Here is a 22614-nt window from a genome sequence, read left to right as displayed (position 1 = left end):
TATAAAAATCAATCAGTCCTTATATATAAGAACCGATTGATTTTATTAATCCTACCCTTGGTAGATTATACCTACAAAGAAGTTTTTATGCTATCTAAAATATAAATTGTACTTAATTGATCCCTTGCTGATTCTATTGCTGCCTGGGTAATCTCATAGAAATTACTTCCGAGCGCATTTGCTGCATTATCAATTTGAGGATTTGTAATCTTTTTTGCCGAATTGTATTTTAGGGCTTTGATAAAAGCAAGCGCTTCTGAAAGGTCATGGTTTCTTAAAGCATCATCACCAAAATCAGATTTTGCCTTATTTAAATAGGAGATGGCCGTTGCAGCAACAACTCTTTCCCATTCCTCATGGATAACTTTTATCATTTGGTCCTTGGTTACCATATCTTTATTCGAAATGGCTGCCCTGCCCTTAATAAATCCATCCATTAAGGTTTTATTTGAATTCATCAGGGTATTGCGCGCATCACAGTATTTTCCGTAATATCTTATACCGCTTTTATTTGCTGGGAAATCTTTTGGAACACCGAAATATCCAAATGCTTCATCCCAATGATGCTCCATTTTGGTTCCCTTATCTTGCTCCACGCTTGTATTGTCAACTGCAGCACCGATCTTATCTTCACTTAAATAAACCGAAGTAGCCTGATAATAGGTGATTGCGCCCATCAAACCTTTTTCGATCAATTGAAGGTATTCTATTCCATTTTCATCAAATAAATATTTTTTTGAACCATCAATGGTACTTGCAACCACACCAGCCACACCATTCGATCCTGGGGTAGTTGAAGTACTTGCAGCAGCCAGTTTATCCATATAATTTTCGAAAACAGCTATATCATCAGCAAAAGTTTTATTTTTCAATTGATTGGCAGAGGTAAAGCTGAAATGTCCACCTTCGTTACTGTACATTTCTTTTAATTTCTGCGCACTTAAAGCTGTGCCCTGAGTATTGCTTTTTTTCATTTCAGTAACAAGCTCATCAAGCATATTTAACCTTTCGGTTTGACCTGTATAGCTTACATTAGCGAAATCATATGTAGCGGGTACTTGATAAGCTGTATCATAAATACAAGACCCATCTGATTTTTTAGCTTTAGGATCATAATTTTTAGCTTTAGGGTCATCGCAACCCTCTCTTCTGCAGCCAGTAAAACTTATAGTTCCTGCAACAATGACTAAAGCAAGTAATTGTTTGTTTATTTTCATGATGGTTTCATTAACCTATTTAGACTAATTATAAATAACGAGTCAAAAGTATAGACAGCAATCTGTTTTGCCAATACCTTAAATGTGGTATTTTTTATTGTAGGCTAAGTTGAACTCATGAATGAACTTTTCGCCAGCTGGTAGGGGCATTTGTATAAACTCGATCGAGGGAATTTATGAACAACAATGTTTTCGTTTTTCAACTATATTTACGGTTGCAGAAAGTTCTCAGTTCATTAATTAAGCCGAGACCCTAGTTTATATGAGAACCACATAGGCTAAACTGAAGTGCTAGCCCGAGGGGAAGGACCTAGTGTGGAACATACTGCGATATGAAAATTTATTTTAAGGAGCAAGCTGAACCAATAGGAAGAATTTTAAGATTTATAAAATTTATCATGCCTCCATTTTGATGGATTGTTTACAATGTAATCAGCAATAGTGGTATGGGAGCTTTTATCTTTAATTATTTGAGCGTGAATTTTTGCTTGCCATGCAAATTTGCGCACTATTACTTTGGCAGATTTCTCTACTACCGCTTTATAAGAACCTACTATAGTGGACATGATTTCTTTTTGATTTCCCTTTTTATTGATCAATATAATCCCATGTATATGATTGGGCATTACTACAAAAGCATCTAATGCAATGTGAGGATTACGGATTGCTATTTCTTCCCAATATCTTTTTGCATAAGATCCTATTTCATTCAGTTGCATTTTTCCCTTCACTACCTCTCCGAAAAGAAGCAGTTTGTCCTGTAAACAAAGGGTTACAAAATAAGTGGAGTATAATGAATAATCACGGCTTTCTGGTTCTAAAGCTAGGACCTAGTTCATTTATTGATGTGTTTTCCATAATATTTTTAATTCTGTCTGCCTTTGTAACAATGTTAATTCAAAAGTTTTGAAATACATTTATTGAATGCTGAAAATAATTTCCCGGTTACTATAATTGTTATATTCAATGAGCAATTCTCTAATTTTTTTTGTCCAATCCGCTTGCTTATCTTCTTTTCTTCCATGATCCGTTTCTTTGGAATATTCCTTGTGAAATCCGTATAATTCTATTTTAGTCTTTTGAAAAACTTGATTAATAAAATCTTCATAACTATCACTTTTTAAACCATTTGCTTCTTCAACTCTTTTAATAAAAATCCGGGAATAAATTTCAATTATATCAAAAAGACCTTGCTGATGAATTAATAATTCATCAGTTGCTTTTTGGTTTTTATACCAAGATTTTTTAGCATCAAAATTTACAAAAGTGATGAGTTTGACTTCATTCATCGAAGGGTATTCATAGAAATAATTTAATTCCCAAAATGTCATGGTATCAAAAGGGGAAGTTTCATTAATAGCGCCTTTAAAATCAATCCAAGTTAGTGGTTTATTTATTTCCCATCTGATCGTGTGAGGAATTTTTCTATAGTAGGGATATACTACCCATCCTTGATTGCCATTACTAAACCATCCTATTAAATTAGGATCTTCATAATAAAAAGAGCCAAACATTCCTTTATAGCTTTTTGTATAATCTTCAACTACAATTATTTCAGAATTTTTCGTGTAATATGTTTTTTTTATTGTTTTTCCCTGACTAAAAATTGCTTCTAATAAAAGATGTCCATTTTTTTTGTAAAATCTGACGGTGTCATCTAATACTAAAGTCATTGTGTTTTTATAAAGTTAATTTCCATAATTTGAAAAGGAATTTAAAATTCTGATTTGGGCGCTAAATGATATCAAAGCTATGATTAGCCAACTAATATCTAGGTTTGATCAATTCCATTCCATGAAACACGAATGCGCTCAATATGTCAAAGATAGAATTTAAAAGCAATGATAGAAAGATGCGCTATGCTAATGGAGTTGATTTGAAGGTAAAACTACTCTAATAAAAGTTTATTATTTAATGTAAAATTAAATGATCACAAAGAATAATAACCAACTAAAATAAAGGTTATCAGAGTGTTCGTTTTACACTGGTGTCAACTGTTTAAGTAAAATATTTATTAAGCGGATAAACATAAACCCAGACATCAAACTTAAATTTAAACTAAATTTTTTATGAAGGAAATAAATGTTAATTATCAAAAAAAATATTCCGAAATAACTTTCAATAAAAAGATAAAAAAAGTAGCTGGGATACTTGGATCTAAAGCGATTTCTTGCCTTTTGCTTTTATATTACACGCTATCTGCAAAAAATACGCCTACCTCTGTTAAATTAAAAATTGCTGCGGCATTGGGTTATTTTATTTCTCCTTTAGATATTATTCCTGATCTTATGCCAATTATTGGCTATACGGATGACCTTGCCTTGCTTGCAACAACAATTACACTTGTTTCTACTCATGTAACAGATGAAATAAGACTAAGAGCTAAAAACAAAATCCAGGGATGGTTTCCAGAGTATTGATAGGTTGTATTTTTGGATTTTTTATATTTTAAATTCATGCTTTTCTTAATACTCATTTAATAAATTGTAAATTATTCTGCTTTCACCTGGCCTTTATTAAAAGGGGTATAAGATCCCAATCATAAAGACAAAACTAACGGTAGGGCAAAAGGATGAATTTGGAAATGGACAAGAATTCTTTACCATTTTGAAAGAAATAAAGAAAAAGGGGTGACAAAGTTTTATTTATCAGCAGAAGGAACTGTCAAAAACATTGAGTTCAATAAAAAATAACTACTGTTAATAACGGTTTGGCACTTATCATGAACTTTTACTATTAAAAAAAAATGCAATACTTAATTTTCAATCATTAATTTACCAGTGCTTAAAGTTAAATTACTTTGGGAATATAGCCTGTAAAAATACATCCCAGGATCTATGCTTTTTCTTTCAAATGTAATTTTCACCCATCCTTCACCCAAATGGTTAATATCCTTTTCCGGATAAAATTCTGTACTTACTGCCCTTCCAGTAAAATCATAAACAACTAATTTTAAGTTTTCCCTGTTTTCTCCACCTGTTTTTATTTCAATATGTGTACTTGTTTTAAATGGATTCGGGTAAATTTTATCCTCTTTATTATTGACTGAATATTTATTTATAGAATTGTATAAGCAGACAGGACTATAGTAAGCTCCGGGAGAGCCTCCCACACATCCATCAAACCAGTTAGTTGCGGAACATAAAGATTTGCTGGAGTCTAATAATTCGAGTGTAATGCCATTATTGCCAGCATTTACTGGCCAGGGAGCTAAATTGTTATAAAACATGGATGTGTAAATTTTACCATTTTCATCATATAACTTAAGTATTTCCTGATGGCTTCGTATTCCAAACTCAAAAGGTTTTACTACATTAGGAACATCGGGATAATAATCGCTGAATTTATTTTTTTTGGCTAAAATTAAATGCTCTCCAGGTTGTACAATAGTATTGGCAGGTATTTTAAACTCATTTGTAAGTGTATCCTTTCTGTTTTTAAAAGTCCAATTTGTTACATTTACCTCTACATTACCAACATTCCTGATCTCAACCCAATCCCCGGCATCTAAAAGATCGTCTGATGAGTGATTTATTTCACTAAAAACCAAGTTTGTGAAACAAGGTTTAAATTGGCTTCCCGGAGATCCCAATATGCATCCTGCGAACCAATTTTCACCATCATTCAAATCACTTTCAGGGTCAATTAACTCCAAAGTTTTTCCATGTCCATCCGGAGTTTTTGGAAATGGCAGGGTATCATTATAAGCCATTTCCAAATAAAGCATATTGAAATTATCATAAAGCCTTATTGGCTGACCCTTCCCACTTAATCTAAATACAAAAGGACCTAAAAAATCAACACCTGGGTAAATTTGCTGAAACATCACCGCATCTCTTACTAAAACCTTGCGTTTATTAGAACCAATTGTTGTACCCTGGGGAATAATATAAAATTCATTGAATTTTTCACCCTGCAAAATCCAGTTTGAAATATCGATGGTCTGGTTTCCATAGTTCCATAACTCTACCCAATCACCCGAATCCATACTTTTATCAGACTTGTAGTTTATTTCCCCAATAGTTATTTTGTGAATTTGTGCCAATGAATTCTCACAAATAGTGAATAATATCAATAAAATTATTCCTGATTTAAATAAGAGAACACTAGTTTTCATCTTCAACATTAGTAACAATAAAAGGTGTATTTTCTATAACTTATCTTCTTATAATTATTTTCCGGGTTTCAACTTTTTCTTTGTTTTCTATTTGCAATAAATAAATACCTTGTTCCAGATTTCCCAGGTAAATATTTTTGCTTTGAGCATAAAAACTTAAGCTCTCGTAATATTTTATATTGCCCAATAAATCTATAACACGTACACTTGTTTTGAGTTCAATTTCATCATTCAAATTGCTCTTGTAATTGTTTGTGGGGCTATCTTTCATTCTTAAAGTTAAAATACGATTAACCGGGTTGGGATATACTTCAAAATCAGTATCGCTTGTATTCCCATTAACTTTGTCACAATTCATATAGGCTATTTTTACCGGAATACTTTTAGAGCAACCATTCTCATTGAAAACAGTTACACTATAAAAGCTTTGCTCAAAATCAACTGGAGAATCAATTGTTGTTTTTTGATTTTCTGAACCATTGCTCCATTTATAGGAAAAATAACCTTCTCCAACATCAAGTACCAATTGGCTTTCATTACAAGCAAACAGCTCAGATTCCATAGTGTTTTCAACAAAAACCTGATCCATGATAATTTTCTTGCTTGGGTATTCATGGCTTAGGTATAACAATTTCTTTTCATGCTCATTATACTCAAAAATCGAGAAATAATAAGTAGATTCCTCTTCAATAGATAGTGTAGTATTGTTGCCAGAACCTTTGTACACCACAAAATTACCTTTCCCTAAATCCTCCCCTTTTCCAAAAATTGAGCTTGCTTTGTATGAATTCCCGTTAATAGGAAATGCGTTTACCGGATTTTCTTTGCTTGCTACAATTAGCCTCCCCTGACCATTACCCGTTGTCCATGATAACTGAATCTCCTTACAATTTACAATTACTGCATCCATACAAGAGGATGGACTTGATGGAGAAGCAGCAAATGAATTCCCTATAAACCCAATTGAATTAAGGTTAAAGGTAAAATCCTCCACAGTTTTTGAATTATAAACGCTGCTGGTCCTTATTTGCTCTATTTCTGTAAATGCATAACTATTGTGAGTAAAAACAATACCTGTGATTGTAAAGAATAAAGTTAAAATGAATAGAAATTTCATGCTTTCTTCCTGTTTTATTGTTTCTTTATGCATTTACTTTCTTAATTTATTTAAAAATTGTGCCTTCTATTCATCCTGCTTAAATTCCTAATTTTCAATATTTGGTACAGAAAAGAAAAATTTAAGTTTATAAAAATGTAGCGTTATTTACACATTTTGCGAATGGTTATTAGCAAATGGATCAAAAATTCAATTAAATAGAACCATTGAAAAATTTTTAAAAAAATTCTAAGTTTTATCAAATCATTAGTAAAGAATGAAAATCAGTGTTGATGTTCAATCTAAATTCAACTTAAATAATAATTACCTTTGTTAGCTATAACCTAATTCGTGAGAATATTTTTATTGTTCATTTTCGCTTTTCTTTTCTTTGCAAATCTCTATTGTAAGGCTCAAACTCCTGTTAACCACTCAGAAAAGGACAGTTTAAAATCTTCTACAATTAATAAATCAAGGCTTCATAAATTAGCAGGAGGCTTTGCAATTGGATTTGGTGGTAGTTTATACCTTCTCAATAAAGCCTGGTACAGTAAGGAAACAGGAACTTCTTTTCATTTCTATAATGATATGGATCACTGGAATCAAATAGATAAAAGTGGACATTTTTGGAGTGCCTTTCAACAAAGCAGATTAGGGGTAGATATGCTTCTATGGTCAGGTATGGATAGAATTCAATCAATTTGGATTGGTGGTATGCTTGGTGTTGTTTTGCAAGCTCCTATTGAAGTTTTTGATGGTTTTAGTGATGATTATGGTGCATCATGGAGTGATTTTGGTTTTAATATGGCTGGTTCTACATTTCTTATTGCACAACAACTAGCTTGGAATGAAATCAGAATAATGCCGAAATATTCTTTTCATACCACTGCCTATGCCCCACTCAGACCACAAACTTTTGGAAAAAGTTTACCCGAACAAATGCTAAAAGATTATAATGGACAGAGTTACTGGTTATCATTTAACCTATCTGCTTTCTTACCCCATGATAGTAATTACCCAAAATGGTTGAATATTGCTACAGGTTACGCTGCTTCCCAAATGGTATATGGAAGCCCCCGGGACAATAACAACTATGGATATACTGCATACAGAAGATTTTTTATATCTCCCGATATAAATCTTCAAAACATTAAAACATCCAGTAAATTTTTGAAAAAAACCTTCTATATTTTAAGTGCATTCAGAATTCCAATGCCGGCAATTGAATTAAACAGTAAAATGCAAGTGAAATTCCATCCGCTATACTATTAAAAGTGCCAAAATCCTGCAAAAGCATTTGTTTTAAAATGTGTTTGAATATCCGCAATAAAAGCACCACTTTCATAAACAGAATGATAATCAATTCGCAACGCTGAACACTGCTCAGCATACTGTTTAGCCTTATACACAGAATTAGATGAATCTATTATTATTTTTTTTACCTCAAAATTCTTCATCACTTCACTAATTTTAAAGCGCGTATTATCTGAAAGGATGATATAATCCAGTTTGATTTTATGTACTGGATTTACAGCTAATTGTGTTTTATTATTAATCCATCCTACACTAATCCGATTAAATTTGAAGAAATTTCCTTTGGTAAATAACCCGCTTTCATGCTTAATTGAGAAAATTTCGTTTTTAATTTTGTCTGAATCCAGGAAGTTCTCCTTATTCACACCCAGCTTTATCCAGTTATTGCGCATATGAAATTGAATCTTACTCTTGTTATTAATAAGCGATAAATCCGAAATAATTGTATTCATGCCCCCATTTATAAAATTAATTGCCGAATGGCCCTTAATATTGTAAACAATGAACTTTTGTTGTTTATTATTGTTCCACTTTTCAGGTAACCGGGCTATTAAAAAAACAATGAAAACAGTTAAAATCATTAACAGATATTTATTTTTTTTGATGACAAAAAAAGCTATTCCTGAAATAATCATGGCATAAACAAGCCAGGTTTGTGTAATTGTAACATAAACACCATCTGAAATAGAATAAGGAAGTTTTTCAATCAGTATAACTGACTCATTCAACAGTTTAATAAGTATATAAAAGAATTTTGACACAAGTTCCGCTAAAACTTCAACCCCGGATACAGCCATCAATACCATTCCTGAATAAATAACCATTGTTGCCGCAGGTATTACAACTATATTTGAAATAATAAAATAATTGGGAAATTGATGAAAATACAGTAAACCAAGGGGAAATGTTGCAAGTTGAGCAGCAAGTGAAACTGCTGTGAGTCCCCATACTTTATCTATAAGCCAATTGGATGGATTGTAAAGGTTGTAGATTTTTGGCTGTAAATAAACTATGCCAATTACCGCCAGGTAGGAAAGTTGGAATCCAACCTCCATAATCAAATAGGGATTGAATAAAAGCAAGATAAATGCTGATGCACCCAGGGTATTGTAGATGTTAGTGTTTCTGTTGAATGCTTTTCCAATAATAATAAAACTGAACATTGTTGCTGCCCTTAAAACGGATGGGGAAAGACCTGTTAATACTGCATATGCCCACAAAGCCAAAAGTAGGATCACGGCTTTTATAATTTGGCCAAAGGGTAGTTTATTCAGAAATAACAACATGAAATTGAAAACAAAAAAAACAATGCCCACATGTAATCCGGATACTGCAAGCAAATGCATAGCCCCCGCACCAGAATAAGCCCTAATTATTTCAGGATCTAACTTGTCTTTATAACCCATTATAAGGGCTGAAGCAACAGCAAATTCTTTGTCTTTAATTCCATATTTGGTGAAAATATTCAATAAAGTATTCCTTGTCTTATTCGCTATTTTAAACAATGATATTTGCTGATCCTTGGCTGTTGTTTTCCATTCACCGGATTTAATATAGGTTTGCTGGTAAATGAAATGATTTGAGAGATACTTTTTATAATTAAATTCATCGGGATTGGATGGAGGATCAATATCTTTGAAAATTGCATCCACTATTAATTTATCATTTAATTCCAGGATGCTACACAGCGTATCTTTTTGAAAATAAACCATTACCTTTCCCATGGTTTCCTTCCAAATCCCATTCTCCCTAACTCCTATTATTTCAATTGTAGTTTTATATGAATTTTCTTTTTCAATAAGTGGTTCAACTATACGGCCTATTATAGGATTGTTATTCACCGCATAATTACTGAAATGCTTAGGATTAAATTTCTGGGTTTTAATTGCTGTTAATTCATAACCGGCTAAAAACAGAAATATAGAAGTTAAAAATCCCCAAACCCATCTAAATCTATATTTTCCTGAAAAGGTAATTTTATATACAAATAGGATTGAAACAAGAAAAGCTATGAAAAAAGAAAGATTTTTAACAGGATACTGACTATAAACAAAACAAAGAATTCCTGCTGTAAAGGGGATTATCAGCCGTATAAGAGGAGCACGGCTAAAGTAATTCATTTTTACAGCATATTTAGTTCTCCTACTGATTAGAATTAATAACAGATAGGTCTACTAAATATACATCTTTATAATAAAAATGCAAAATCTCATTGAACTTAAACCCCAGCTTTGCCATACGCATTGCTCCCTCCTGGCAAAGCCCTACACCATGGCCAAATCCTTTTCCCTTTAACAGAATTGAATCTCCATGAGGTTCAAAAACAAAAAAAGTAGATTTTAGTCTGAAATCATTGCGAATTTTTTTCAAGGGTATCCTTAGGCTATCGTTTAAAAAATCTATCTCCCTCCTATTTTGTGAATAGGTTAGATTGCAACAAGTACTGGCGGAATCCGAAAGGATAGGGAAATCTTTTTTCAGGTAATTCAGCCAATCATTCTTATTTATTCGGTGTTCCCAGGTTGCGTGTGGCATATTCAAACAAAATGTATCATCAACCGATTTTAAATAACTTGTAGGTAAGGACCATACTGATTCTGAATTTACAGTCTGTCCACCACAATTGGAATGAAAAGCTGCTGTTATCAATTGCAAATTAGTATCCACTATTACCATTCCTGTTGTTGCAAAAGCTGCCATTAATATATCATCATTGTGCCTATTCTTGGCCTTATATACTTGGCAATGCACTGTATTACAAAGATTGTATTCTTCGGCTTCGTGCCTTCTCAAATTGTTTAAAGCATATGTCCTGCAAATTATGGACTTCATCCTATAATATTCGTAATTTTGACTAATACCATTCTCTGCCTCAACAACCCCTGCTACATAATACTCTATATTTACCCTGTTTATGATTTTAAAAAATTTATTTGAAACACTCAAATCCAGGTTATGATCAAAAATAGTCAAAGGTTTTTCCGGTTTCATCGGTTTAATATTAAAACTATTGGGAGCATTTTTACCAATTAGTTTTACTATTTTATATGTACCGATTGTTGTGTTTTGCTTTTTCACAAGTACAGAATCCTCCTTTACCTGGCATAAAAGGCTTTCATTACCCGAAATTAAGATAATACGGTTACCATCACCATATAAATAATAATCGCCATAGTGGGCTGAAAGTATAAGAGATGAAATCTTAAGTTCTGTTAAAATTCCAATATTAACAGTAGTGGCTGAGCTAATGTTTTGGGATGAAATTAAAAAAAGGCTTAGAATAAGGCTAAAAAAGGAATACAACAACTGCTTCATGGCTGCAAAAATAGAAATAAACCTTAAACTATGCTTGAATCTTAAGGAAGATTATTAACCATAAGACTTGCTGTTTTGTTGGAAGCACCGCAGTTTCCTAATTTTTTTCTTAATTCCTTATATTTATTGGAAAGTCTTTGCTTGTCTTGTTCATTAAAAAGCAGGATATCCAGCTGCTGCTTAAGGTTTTCAGCATTGAAATCATCCTGAATCAATTCCGTTACAACCTTTTCATCCATCACTAAATTAACCAGGGAAATATATTTCACTTTAATAAGTGCTTTTGCAATGGTATAGGAGATAATTCCACCAGAATAACAAACCACCTGGGGAACTTCAAACAATGCCGTTTCAAGCGTAGCCGTACCTGAGGTTACTAGTGCAGCAGTTGAATGCTGAAGCAATTCATAAGTGCTGTTGCTAATAATTTTCACATCACCCTGTTTGATAAAAGTGGAATAAAATTCAGCATCAATTGAAGGAGCCCGGGCTATTACGAATTGATAATTAGCATAAAATGGAGAAATGCTCAACATTATCTCTAGCATTTTGCTTATTTCCTGTTTTCTGCTACCAGGTAAAATCGCAACAATAGGCTTTGAACCAAGTTTGTGTTTTTTAGTAAATTCTTCAAAAGGCAGCTTGGTAGTGTTGAATTCTTCAATTGCATCCAACAACGGATGTCCTACATAATCTACCTTATAATTGAATCTTGCATAAAAATCTTCTTCAAAGGGAAGAATTACGAACATCTTATCTACTATCCGCTTTATCTTATGTACCCTGTTTTGTTTCCATGCCCAGATTTGAGGCGATATATAATAGAAAACCTTTATCCCCTTTTTTTTAGCAAAATCTGCAATTCTAAGGTTAAAACCAGGATAGTCCACCAGAATTAGCACATCAGGCTTATTTTCGGAAATATCTTTTTTGCAGAATTTTAAATTTTTTAAAATAGTTGAAATATTCAACAGAACCTCTGCAAATCCCATAAATGCCAATTCGCGGTAATGTTTAACTAAAACACCTCCCTGAGCCTGCATTAAATCACCTCCCCAACACCTGAATTTTGCTTTCCCATCTAAACGAGTAATGGATTTCATTAGGTTAGATGCATGTAAATCTCCCGATGCCTCTCCTGCAATTATGTAATAATTCATTCCCTTTATTTCTGAATGTTAGTAATTAAATGAATTTATAAATTACAACGCCAATTGTATAGATAAAAGTGGACATTATAACCCCTCTTGCTGCATAATAACGGTGAGTCCATATGAAAATAAAAAAAACAAAGAGGTTAATTATCACACACAAACTAATCAACTGCACAAAAACATTATTTGTTATAAAAGCTTTTAAAAACTCCATGAGTGTTAAATGACTAAATTTTATCCCATAAAAAGCAAGAAGAACAAGGATAGGACCCATTAATCCAACAGCTATGCCCAGGGGAAGTGTATTTAAATTTATTTTAGAATTCATAGGAAAATGATTTTTCTGGTATTGTAAATAGAAATGATTTTTACTTTCTAGGTTCAAATATTTATATTAAATATGCTTTAGCAAACAATTTATTTTCATTTTTTACTCCCTTGTTTATCCAGTGATTTTTTATTTGATCCAACTTCCAGTATTCCACTTTTGGATAGATTCAATTGCTTTATATGCGGTAAGATCATATTGAACAGGCACAATGCTTACATAATTATTGGAAAGGGCCCACATATCTGTATCTTGTCCCTCATCATAATTTTTAAAAACACCAGTAAGCCAGTAATACTTTTTTCCTGAGGGATCAACCCGCTCATCAAAATTCTCATCCCAATTGGCATCGGATTGTCTGCAAATTTTTATTCCATTAATTTCCTGATAATCAATTGCAGGGATATTAACATTGAGACAAATATTATCTGGAATTTTATTTTTCAATGCAGTTTCAACGATAATGGCAACATATTTTTTTGAAGCAGAAAAATCAGCCTCAATGGAATGATCACAAAGTGAAAAGCCAATGGATGGAATATTCTCCAATGCTCCCTCTATTGCAGCCGACATTGTTCCGGAATAAATAACATTAATGGAAGAATTTGAACCGTGATTAATTCCAGATACCAGTATATCGGGCTTTCTGTGCATTATTTTTTTTACTGCAAGTTTAACGCAATCCACTGGTGTGCCACTACAACTGTACTCCTGGTAGTTTTCTTCGGATTTTATATGATTTACTCTTAATGTGTTATTTATAGTAATTGCATGTCCCATTCCCGACTGAGGTTTATCTGGAGCCACTACTACAACCTGCCCAAAAGGACGAACAATTTCTATCAACGCTCGTATTCCCGGTGCGTTTACACCATCATCATTGGTTACTAAAATTAGAGGTTTGTCCATTTATTGATTCGAATTTGTCTTTTTCATAAATTAAACCAGCTTTCTACCCTGAAGGTTATTTCCTGCTATTTTTCTATTTAATTGCAATATGTTGATTTTTCCGGCTAAAGGTAATGTAAAAAGATATCCTTTTCTTTCTTAAAATTAAAATTTCATTTTGAATTTACTTCTTTGCTCTCTTTGCGTGAAATTTTCTTTGCGCTCTTTACGTGATATTTTCTTTGCGGCTTTGCGTGAAATTTTCTTTGCGCTCTTTGCATGAAACTTTCTTTGCGGCTTTGCGTGAAATTTTCTTTGCGCTCTTTGCATGAAACTTTCTTTTGCAGCTTTGAATTTTCTTTACGGCTTTGGAAAAGAAATATTTTTCTCGCAAAAAACCCAAAACTTTCCGCAAAGATGCCGATTTCTACTTTTGTTTTTTTTACCGTGAAATTCAAAAAAAACGAGGCTGCTTTTTCAAGAGGCCACTGAAAAAGCTAATCACGAAGGGATGATACAATTATAGACTGCTTTTTCATTTAACCTCTTTTTAATAAAAATCACTACTTCCCAAATTATTCGATCTCTATTGTTTTGGCTGGCTGTGGTTTTGCCTCTTCCTTTTTAGGTAACACAAACCTAAGTATTCCATTTTCATATTTAGCTTTAATCTTTTCTTCCCTTACCGTTTCTGGAAGAGCTAAAGTCCTGGAAAATGATCCATAACTAAACTCTCTCCTTGTAAAGGTTTTTTCTACTTCCATCACTTCTTCCTCTTTTTTCTCAGCAGATATGGTAAGTATATGATTATTCATTTCAACCTTAATATCCTCTTTTGTATAACCCGGAACAGCAACTTCAACAAAAAAGTTTTCGTTGTCCTCGCTAATATTCACTCCGGGGACAAAACCTGTTTCCCTTGTTAAAAATTCGTTTCGTAAAAATTCATCAAACAAGTTGGAAACACCCCTAAATACATCCGGAACTCGTTCTTCGTCTCTTCTTTTCTTTAATTCTGTTAGTGCCATTGTTTGTTCCTCCTTTTTTCTAATTAAATGTTTAAATTTTCCTTGTTTTTCCTTATTTTAAATATCAAAAAATGTGCCGAAAACCTTTACTGACAGGCCTTTCATTCATTATTTGTTTTACTTTGAAAAATGAAATACCGAACAAAAAAAACCGCAAAACTCAGGGTGCCAATTTTTTTTTCAAATCGTATAAAAAAATTCAGTTTTTAAATCAAAAGTGTTAATCTAGTTGTCAATATGGCACTTTAAGGCCTTTTCTACCTGCCACAATTGTCATTTGTTAATTAAATTAGGATAAAAAATAAAATATTGAATCCTTGGGAACGTTTATTGAGAGTATATTTGCAAATAATTATAAAAAATTAACACTAAAAAACGATGATCGGAATTTATTTAATTTTTGGATTTTTCATGCTTTTAAGCTGGTTGATTGGAAGCAAACTAAAGAAAAAATTCAAAGAGTACTCACTGGTGCCAAATGGTGCGGGTTTAACTGGAAAAGAGATAGCAGAAAAAATGCTAAAAGACAATGATATCTATGATGTCAAAGTTATTTCGGTTGATGGTCATCTTTCTGATCATTATAATCCAACTAACAAAACAGTAAATTTAAGCCCTGATGTATACATGGGAAAAAGTGTAGCTGCTGCTGCTGTTTCCTCTCATGAGGTTGGTCACGCTGTTCAACATGCCCATGCCTATGCCTGGTTACAAATGCGCTCCACCCTGGTTCCTGTTGTAAGTGTTTCTTCAAAATACATGCAATGGGTATTGCTCGGAGGTATTTTGTTTTTCAATGCTTTCCCTCAATTACTTCTTATTGGTATTTTAATGTTTGCCACCACAACACTCTTTAGTTTTATTACTTTACCTGTAGAGTTTGATGCATCCAGAAGAGCTCTTGTTTGGATTAATTCCGCAGGAATTACAAGGGGTACTGAAAACGCTCAAGCCAAGGACGCCTTAAAATGGGCAGCCTTAACTTATGTTGTTGCCGCGCTTGCATCCCTTGCAACACTGGCTTATTACATTATGATTTACCTTGGCAGGAGAAATTAATATCCGGACCATTCATTGAGAAAATCCGGGACTTTAAGGAGTTTCGGATTTTTTATTTTATACCTGAAAATTCAAACTTTAAATGCTGAATACCAAATTAGAAGTTCTTTATGAGGACAATCATATTATAGCTGTAAATAAGAGGCCATCCGATATTGTTCAGGGTGATAAAACCGGGGATAAACCGCTTAGCGATTATGTGAAGGACTATATAAAAGACAAATACAATAAACCGGGCGATGTGTTTTTAGGAACCGTGCACCGGATAGACCGCCCGGTAAGCGGAATTGTATTGTTTGCGCGAACCAGCAAATCCCTTACCAGGCTCAATGAAATGTTTAGAAACAAGGAAGTTGAAAAAACATATTGGGCAGTTGTAAAGCAGAGGCCTTCTGTGGAAAATGGCACCCTAATTCATTATTTAATTAAAAATGAAGAAAAAAACAAATCCAGGGCTTCTTTGGTAGAAAAACCGGGAGCTTTAAGGTCAGAACTTCATTATCAGCTAATCGCTTCTTCTGACAATTACCATTTATTGGAAATAAATCCACAAACTGGAAGACATCACCAGATAAGAGTCCAGCTTGCATCAATTGGATGCCCTATTAAAGGAGATTTAAAGTATGGGTTTGCCCGCAGCAATAAAGATGCTTCCATTCACCTACATGCCAGAAAAGTAAGGTTTATGCATCCTGTAAAAAAAGAACAAATTGAAATAATAGCGAATCCTCCCAAAGAGGATGCCTTGTGGAATGATTTTTTACAAAAAGCAGATTAATTGATGCAGCTTAATACATTTATTCGATTACATTCTTTGAGGATAAGATGATATTCAAATCAGAAATAAAAAAGATTTAGCAAATGCTATTTTCATACTCTTTTTAATTGTGAGAGATTGATAATTAAACATCTAATTTTCTGTATTTTTTCTTTTCCCCTTGGATTTTTTTTTCCTTAAGTCTTTTTTCTTTTGCAGCCTTACCTGGTTTGGTGGCTTTTCTTTTCTTTTTTTCCACAAAGGATTTTGCAATTAATTCATGGAATTTTTCAATGGCAATCCTTTTATTACCTAGTTGGGTGCGCTCAGTTTGCACAATTACTTGTAAAATTCCTTCTTTTGTAATTCTTTTTTCTAGTTTTTTAAGAACCTTTATTTTCTGCTGTGCATCAAGAATAGAGGAATTAAGCACATCAAAATTCAATTCAACCTTAGTTGAAACTTTATTTACATTCTGCCCCCCGCTTCCTCCGCTCCTGCTAGTTTTAAATTTAAGCTCGGGTAAAAAATCCACTTGTTCTATTTCCATCTATCAAATCTAATCAATTCCTTCTATTTTTAAATAATTATCAAATTGCTTTATAAAATTATTTACCTTCCCATTCGTTATTATTTGTTTAGTTTACCTAATAGTAGTGAGGCATTTATTTGAACAAGAAAAGTAGAACACCATCAAAACTGAGGCTAAAATTAATCGTTCTCGTTCTGGATTTGAGTATTTATTCTGAACAAGTGCTATCAAAAAATGAACCCGGGAAAATTACGAATTGTCAAAAATGATAAGCGATAAACAGAAAGCATTAATTCTTGCATTGATTGTCAGCATCCTGGTGATGGCAGCTAAAATGCTTGCATACTTTATTACTGCCTCAAACTCCATTTTATCTGATGCATTGGAAAGTATTGTAAATGTAACAGCTGGTGCATTTGCCTTGTATAGTGTTTCAGTTGCTTCAAAGCCTAAAGACAATAATCATCCTTATGGTCACGGTAAAATCGAATTCCTTTCCTCTGGTTTTGAAGGTTTTTTAGTTGCAATTGCAGGGGTTTACATAGTGTCAAAAGCAATTTACAACCTCATCAATCCCCAGGATTTAAAAAATATCGATATTGGTATATACCTTATTGCGGCTACTGGCCTTATAAATTTTCTTCTCGCTTTATATCTTAAGTATGAAGGCAAAAAACTAAATTCAATTACAATTAATGCAAATGGAAAGCATATTATGTCTGATGCTTTATCCAGTTTAGGATTGTTATTAGGTCTTTTATTAATCTTTTTTACTTCCATTGCATGGATTGATAATATTGTGGCAATAGGTTTTGGAGGGTTTATAGTTTATACAGGTTATAATCTTGTGAGAAAATCTATTGCTGGCGTAATGGATGAGGCCGACAATGAGATAATAGAAAAAATAATAGTGGTTTTAAACCAAAACCGGAAAGACAATTGGATTGACATTCATAATTTCAGGGTGATTAAATATGGCTCTGACTTGCATATTGACTGCCACATTACACTTCCCTGGTATTATGATTTAAAAAAATGCCACGATGAATTAAAAATAATTGAAGATATTATTCTTTCTAAATCAAGCAGCAGAATTGAAATCTTTATACATGCTGACCCCTGTGTTGCTCAATCATGCCAGATTTGCCAGGTAATTGATTGTCCTGTTAGAAAGCAATCAGTTTCCCAAAAAATAATCTGGACTTTAAGCAATATTACAAGTAATAAAAAGCATTCCCTGGTAGAAAATTGAAGGTTTATAATCCAACACAAAAATCAACTGCCCTAATTTCTGACCAGTATGCTTCCCCGCTGCTGGTAAAACCACAATGTCCACCATCATTTGGCATTTCAAGGAAAACCATAGCATTGTTTTCAACTGCTTTAATAGGGTAGCAATCCGTTGGAAGAAATGGATCGTTTAACGCATTTATTATTAAACAAGGAACTGTTATTTTGTCGATATAATTAATTGAACTACACTGCTCATAGTAATCAGCGGCATCATCAAAGCCATGAAGGGGGGCGGTGAAATTATCATCAAATTCTCTTAATGTTTTTATCGTCTTTAACAAATGAAGCCTCTCTTGAAGTATCTCAAACTTTTGTGATTTAAAAGTTACTTTAAATTTAAGGCTATTTAAAAAACGATTGCAATATATCTTGTTATACCACTTGTTCAAATGAGCAGCACTTGCAGACAAATCACAGGGTACTGAAAAAACAACGGACTTTTTAATTTGAGTGGGAATATTTTGAGCTTTTTCACCAAGGTATTTTAAGGTTAAATTACCACCTAAACTAAAACCAATCAAGGAAATTTCAGAATAACCCTTATTAATTGCATGATTTATTACTGTTGTAAGATCATCCGTGGCTCCGCTATGGTAAAAACGCAAGGTTCGGTTCATAACCGGCCCACAACTCCTGTAATTCCATAACAATACATCAAAATTATTTTCCGAAAAAGTTTTTGCCATGCCAAGCATATAATGCCTTCTGGAATTGCCCTCAAGGCCATGGGAAACAATAACAAGTTTTTTACTTCCATTCTTTACCCAGTCTAATTGCAAAAAATCATCATCGGGAGTATCTATTCTTTCTCCAATTAACTCAACTACAGGAAGATTACGAAATAAGGCAGGATACATTGTTGCCGCATGGCCATTTAAAAGATATAAAGGGGATTTATATTCCTGCATTTCTAATTTAAACTATAACAAGCAAACATTGTTCCATCTACAAAGGGTCAATATCCGTTATTATCCTCACAGATTTAAACTCTTTATGGTGACTAAAAATATTTTGCATCTCCTGAATTTGACTTTTCACGGTACCAATTGATGCCTCTTTTTCTATTTTAACAAGTATTTTTTTGTTGTACAAATTCCTTATCCTAGCAATAGTAGGAAATTCAGGGCCAAGTACTCTGTTTCCAAGCTGTTTCTTTAGCAAATCACCGAAATACTTTGCCCCTTGATTCAAAACATCAATATCCTTATGCCTTAGGGTAAAGCCAATTAACCGATGGAAGGGAGGGTAAAAAAAGTTTTTCCGTTCCATCATCTCCCAAATATACATGGAGAGGTAATCATTGGCAATTACATTTTTTATAATGGGATGCTCTGGTTTAAAAGCTTGTATCACTACCTTTCCCCGTTTATTTTTTCGTCCTGCCCTACCGGATACCTGCGCCATAAGTTGAAAACTTCTTTCATTTGCACGAAAATCCGGGAATTGAAGCATACTGTCTGCACTTAAAATTCCAACCAACCCAACATTATCAAAATCAAGCCCCTTTGTTACCATTTGGGTTCCAACAAGTATATCTATTTTATGTTCTTCAAAATCGCTTATTATCTGCTTGTATGAATTTTTTCCCCTGGTAGTGTCAAGGTCCATTCTACCAACTTTGGCATTAGGAAAGAATATGGAAAGTTCATCTTCGATCTTTTCCGTCCCAAAACCTCTCATTTTTACCTCAGCACTACCACAAGCACTGCAGGTAGAAGGAGGCCTATGGCTATATCCGCAGTAATGGCATTTTAACTGGTTGATGTTTTTATGGTAAGTAAGGCTAACATCACAACGGGTGCATTGAGGAATCCAGCCGCACATAGAGCAGTTTATCTGAGGAGCGAATCCCCGCCTGTTTTGAAAAAGTATAACCTGTTCTTTGTTTTCCATGGCAAGGCTAATGTTTTCAAGCAAAAGGGGAGAATAATGAGATTTCATAAGCTTCTTACGGCTTGCTTCGGTTAAATCTGCAACTAAAATTTCCGGCATTTGCATGCCTCCAAACCTTTTCATTAACTCAACAAACCCGTATTTCCCTGATTGGGCGTTATAATAACTTTCAATGGAAGGTGTGGCTGATCCAAGTAACACATCTGCCTTATGAAAATTTCCAAGTACAATTGCCGCATCCCTTGCATGATACCTGGGCGCTGGCTCAAATTGTTTAAACGAGGTCTCATGTTCCTCATCAACAATGATTAAACCAAGGTTATCGAAAGGAAGAAACAAAGCAGAACGCGCTCCAAGTATTACACTGTAAGGCGCATTTTCCTTTTGATCATCACCAGGTACTTCTTCATCTTTTGGATTCAACCCGTTTTTAGTTCCAATTAATTTTTGCCAAACCTCTACCCTTTCATTGCCATTGTATTTTGAATGATATATCCCTGCCTTGTCTCCTAATATATTCCTTAGCCTGTTAATTATTTGAGCAGTAAGTGCTATTTCAGGTAACAGGTACAATACTTGCTTTCCCTGAGCAAGGGTTTTTTCAATTAGTTTTATGTAAATCTCAGTTTTTCCACTTGAAGTAACCCCATGAAGCAGCACTACATCCTTTTCTTTAAACTGAGCTGTTATCTCATCATATGCTTTTTGTTGAAATTCATTTAATTTTTTCGAATAGCCACTTATTGCCTCTCCCATTTCAAGACGGCCTGTTTCCCTGGAAAACACCTCCAGGATTCCTTTTTTGACCAAGGCATTTATTGCCCCTTCTGCTCCTTCGGCCTTCTTAAGCACTTCCGATTTTTTTACATTTCGTGCAGATCCTCCCTCGCCCCTGCCTAAACTTAATATTGCCATGAGAACATCAAGCTGTCTTGGTGCTTTTTTTTCTAATCCATCAAACAATTCTTTAAGGAATTCATCCTTTGTTGAGGTTTCAGTAAGACGAATAAAAGTTTCCGTTTTTGGTTTGAATTTTTCTTTAATTTCTTCCTCAACTACAATGGCTCCTTTTTCTAGTAATGATTTTATTACAGAATAAGTTGTTTTCTGATCAATGATTTCACTTACCTGGTCAAGGGTAAGAACCTGGTTAAGTTCCAAAGCTTCTACAATAAGAAATTCTTTATCATTTAAGCTTGTATAATCACTTCCGAAATAAGGATTTAATATTACTTTGGTTTCGCTTGAAATTTTTAATCCCCCCGGTAAAGCGGCATTCATTACTTCACCTATATTGCACATATAATAAGAGGAAAGCCATTCCCAAAAAACAAATTGTTTTTCATTCACAACAGGATTTAAATCCAGTATCTGTTCTATATATTTGGCTTCGTATTCTTTGGGTGGGGTTTGATGAATTTTTCGAACCAAGCCAGTATATAACTTATTTGGTCCAAACTGAACAACAACCCTGATTCCTGTTTTAATCAATGCATTTGAATCAAAAGGAATCCTGTAGGTGTATAATCTGGGAACAGGCAATGGAAGAATTACATCTATAAAAAGCGTTTCCTGCATGCTGAAATATCAGATTGAAAGAATTTCCACCAATCGCATCATATCTCCATTTAGAACGGTGTGATGCTTTATAGCCTCAGAGAATGGAGTAAACTTAATATTTTTATCTACCACTCCTGCCATTACATTTGTTTTTCCTTCAATTAATCCTTCTACTGCAGCCACTCCTAATCTGCTGGCCAATAACCTGTCCATACAGCTAGGACTTCCCCCCCTTTGTACATGACCAAGAATAGTAACTCTTATGTCGTAATTCGTGAGTTTTTCCTTGATTTTCCTGGCAACTTCAAAAGCACCACCTGATTCATCGCCTTCAGCAACAATAATTATACTGCTCATTTTCTGTCGTCTCCAGCCCCTGTCAAGAACTTTAACCAATTGATCGATATAGGTAGGATTTTCAGGAACAAGCACTGCTTCGGCCCCTGCTCCAATACCACTTCGCATGGCAATAAATCCTGCATCACGGCCCATAACCTCAACCACAAACAACCTGTCGTGCGAATCGGCTGTATCCCGCAATTTATCTACAGCTTCAACTACCGTATTAATTGCAGTATCATAACCAATTGTAAAATCCGTTCCACGCAAATCATTATCAATAGTACCAGGTAAGCCAATTACTTTCACCCCAAATTCCTTACTTAAGGCTTCGGCACCTTTAAATGTACCATCACCACCTATTGCAACCAAAGCTTCAATTCCAAATTCCTGTAATTTTTCAAAAGCTTGCTTCCTACCCTCATAAGTAAAAAAACGGGCGCTACGTGCTGACTTTAATATAGTTCCTCCTCTTTGGATAATATTACCTACTGAATGAGATTCCATTTTAATTATATCCCCATTAATCATTCCATCGTATCCACGCACAATACCATAAACATCTAGTCCATTATAAATCCCTGCACGCACTACTGCCCTTATTGCTGCATTCATGCCGGGTGAATCTCCTCCAGATGTAAAAACTGCTATTTTTTTCATTAATAATTGATATTGATTGTTAATACTGGGCTTTAGCTAAACGATTTACTAAAAAAAACTTTTA

The 22614-nt window shown here is 33.8% G+C and carries 21 protein-coding genes; 5 read left to right on the top strand and 16 right to left on the bottom strand.

The genetic code is table 11. From position 1 onward, the window contains the following. Window positions 1-71: 71 nt before the first annotated feature. The 3 genes from H0V01_08585 to H0V01_08575 form a co-directional block, all read right to left on the bottom strand. Window positions 72-1217, bottom strand: a complete 1146-nt coding sequence (locus H0V01_08585; protein ID MBA2583422.1) for a DUF4856 domain-containing protein — start codon at window positions 1215-1217, stop codon at window positions 72-74. 377 nt (window positions 1218-1594) lie between these two features. After that, window positions 1595-1936, bottom strand: coding sequence for a transposase (locus tag H0V01_08580; protein ID MBA2583421.1), 342 nt, complete (start codon window positions 1934-1936; stop codon window positions 1595-1597). Window positions 1937-2134: 198 nt separating this feature from the next. Beyond that, window positions 2135-2890, bottom strand: coding sequence for a hypothetical protein (locus tag H0V01_08575; GenBank protein ID MBA2583420.1), 756 nt, complete (start codon window positions 2888-2890; stop codon window positions 2135-2137). A 396-nt stretch (window positions 2891-3286) separates the two neighbouring features. Between H0V01_08575 and H0V01_08570 the strand changes: the two genes are divergently transcribed. Next, window positions 3287-3637, top strand: coding sequence for a DUF1232 domain-containing protein (locus H0V01_08570; GenBank protein ID MBA2583419.1), 351 nt, complete (start codon window positions 3287-3289; stop codon window positions 3635-3637). Window positions 3638-3972: 335 nt separating this feature from the next. Here H0V01_08570 and H0V01_08565 read toward each other — a convergent pair whose 3' ends face one another. Then, window positions 3973-5334 (bottom strand): lamin tail domain-containing protein, encoded by a 1362-nt coding sequence (locus tag H0V01_08565; GenBank protein MBA2583418.1) that lies wholly within the window; start codon window positions 5332-5334, stop codon window positions 3973-3975. A 40-nt stretch (window positions 5335-5374) separates the two neighbouring features. Next, a complete protein-coding gene (locus H0V01_08560; GenBank protein MBA2583417.1) occupies window positions 5375-6484 on the bottom strand; it encodes a T9SS type A sorting domain-containing protein in 1110 nt (369 codons plus the stop codon). A 408-nt stretch (window positions 6485-6892) separates the two neighbouring features. Between H0V01_08560 and H0V01_08555 the strand changes: the two genes are divergently transcribed. Further along, entirely contained in the window at window positions 6893-7702 is an 810-nt protein-coding gene (locus tag H0V01_08555; GenBank protein MBA2583416.1) for a DUF2279 domain-containing protein, read from the top strand. Here H0V01_08555 and H0V01_08550 read toward each other — a convergent pair. From H0V01_08550 to H0V01_08520, 7 genes are all read right to left on the bottom strand, one after another. Continuing rightward, the gene (locus H0V01_08550; protein MBA2583415.1) at window positions 7699-9864 is read right to left on the bottom strand and encodes a ComEC/Rec2 family competence protein; all 2166 of its coding nucleotides are present in this window, start codon (window positions 9862-9864) and stop codon (window positions 7699-7701) included. The genes H0V01_08555 and H0V01_08550 overlap by 4 nt on opposite strands. Window positions 9865-9886: 22 nt before the next feature. After that, window positions 9887-11059, bottom strand: coding sequence for a SpoIID/LytB domain-containing protein (locus H0V01_08545; protein ID MBA2583414.1), 1173 nt, complete (start codon window positions 11057-11059; stop codon window positions 9887-9889). Window positions 11060-11100: 41 nt separating this feature from the next. Further along, on the bottom strand, window positions 11101-12219 hold the full coding sequence (lpxB, locus tag H0V01_08540; protein MBA2583413.1) for a lipid-A-disaccharide synthase: 1119 nt from the start codon (window positions 12217-12219) through the stop codon (window positions 11101-11103). Window positions 12220-12244: 25 nt separating this feature from the next. After that, complete coding sequence (locus H0V01_08535) at window positions 12245-12541, bottom strand: hypothetical protein (protein ID MBA2583412.1); 297 nt, start codon at window positions 12539-12541, stop codon at window positions 12245-12247. 129 nt (window positions 12542-12670) lie between these two features. Further along, window positions 12671-13450: a 5'/3'-nucleotidase SurE gene (gene surE, locus H0V01_08530; GenBank protein MBA2583411.1), complete on the bottom strand. Its 780-nt coding sequence runs from the start codon at window positions 13448-13450 to the stop codon at window positions 12671-12673. Between the two features lie 152 nt (window positions 13451-13602). Further along, window positions 13603-13887 carry a hypothetical protein gene (locus tag H0V01_08525; GenBank protein MBA2583410.1) on the bottom strand — a complete coding sequence of 95 codons (285 nt, stop codon included), beginning with the start codon at window positions 13885-13887 and terminating at the stop codon, window positions 13603-13605. 117 nt (window positions 13888-14004) lie between these two features. Next, a complete protein-coding gene (locus H0V01_08520; GenBank protein MBA2583409.1) occupies window positions 14005-14457 on the bottom strand; it encodes an Hsp20/alpha crystallin family protein in 453 nt (150 codons plus the stop codon). 378 nt (window positions 14458-14835) lie between these two features. Between H0V01_08520 and H0V01_08515 the strand changes: the two genes are divergently transcribed. Beyond that, on the top strand, window positions 14836-15516 hold the full coding sequence (locus tag H0V01_08515; GenBank protein ID MBA2583408.1) for a zinc metallopeptidase: 681 nt from the start codon (window positions 14836-14838) through the stop codon (window positions 15514-15516). Between the two features lie 82 nt (window positions 15517-15598). After that, a complete protein-coding gene (locus tag H0V01_08510) occupies window positions 15599-16294 on the top strand; it encodes an RNA pseudouridine synthase (GenBank protein ID MBA2583407.1) in 696 nt (231 codons plus the stop codon). 124 nt (window positions 16295-16418) lie between these two features. Here H0V01_08510 and arfB read toward each other — a convergent pair whose 3' ends face one another. Continuing rightward, the gene (gene arfB / locus H0V01_08505) at window positions 16419-16823 is read right to left on the bottom strand and encodes an aminoacyl-tRNA hydrolase (GenBank protein ID MBA2583406.1); all 405 of its coding nucleotides are present in this window, start codon (window positions 16821-16823) and stop codon (window positions 16419-16421) included. A 247-nt stretch (window positions 16824-17070) separates the two neighbouring features. Here arfB and H0V01_08500 point away from each other — a divergent pair, with 247 nt between their 5' ends. Beyond that, on the top strand, window positions 17071-18057 hold the full coding sequence (locus H0V01_08500) for a cation transporter (protein MBA2583405.1): 987 nt from the start codon (window positions 17071-17073) through the stop codon (window positions 18055-18057). A gap of 4 nt (window positions 18058-18061) precedes the next feature. Here H0V01_08500 and H0V01_08495 read toward each other — a convergent pair whose 3' ends face one another. The 3 genes from H0V01_08495 to pfkA are packed head-to-tail and all read right to left on the bottom strand — an operon-like array spanning window position 18062 to window position 22550. After that, complete coding sequence (locus tag H0V01_08495) at window positions 18062-19006, bottom strand: alpha/beta fold hydrolase (GenBank protein MBA2583404.1); 945 nt, start codon at window positions 19004-19006, stop codon at window positions 18062-18064. A 37-nt stretch (window positions 19007-19043) separates the two neighbouring features. Then, entirely contained in the window at window positions 19044-21569 is a 2526-nt protein-coding gene (gene priA, locus H0V01_08490) for a primosomal protein N' (GenBank protein ID MBA2583403.1), read from the bottom strand. 9 nt (window positions 21570-21578) lie between these two features. After that, window positions 21579-22550 (bottom strand): 6-phosphofructokinase, encoded by a 972-nt coding sequence (gene pfkA, locus H0V01_08485; protein MBA2583402.1) that lies wholly within the window; start codon window positions 22548-22550, stop codon window positions 21579-21581. Window positions 22551-22614: the final 64 nt, after the last annotated feature.

Source organism: Bacteroidota bacterium (genome assembly GCA_013696965.1).
GTDB lineage: Bacteria > Bacteroidota > Bacteroidia > JACCXN01 > JACCXN01 > JACCXN01.
Note: the sequence above shows the minus strand (reverse complement) of the source record. Positions and strands in the feature narration are given on the sequence as shown.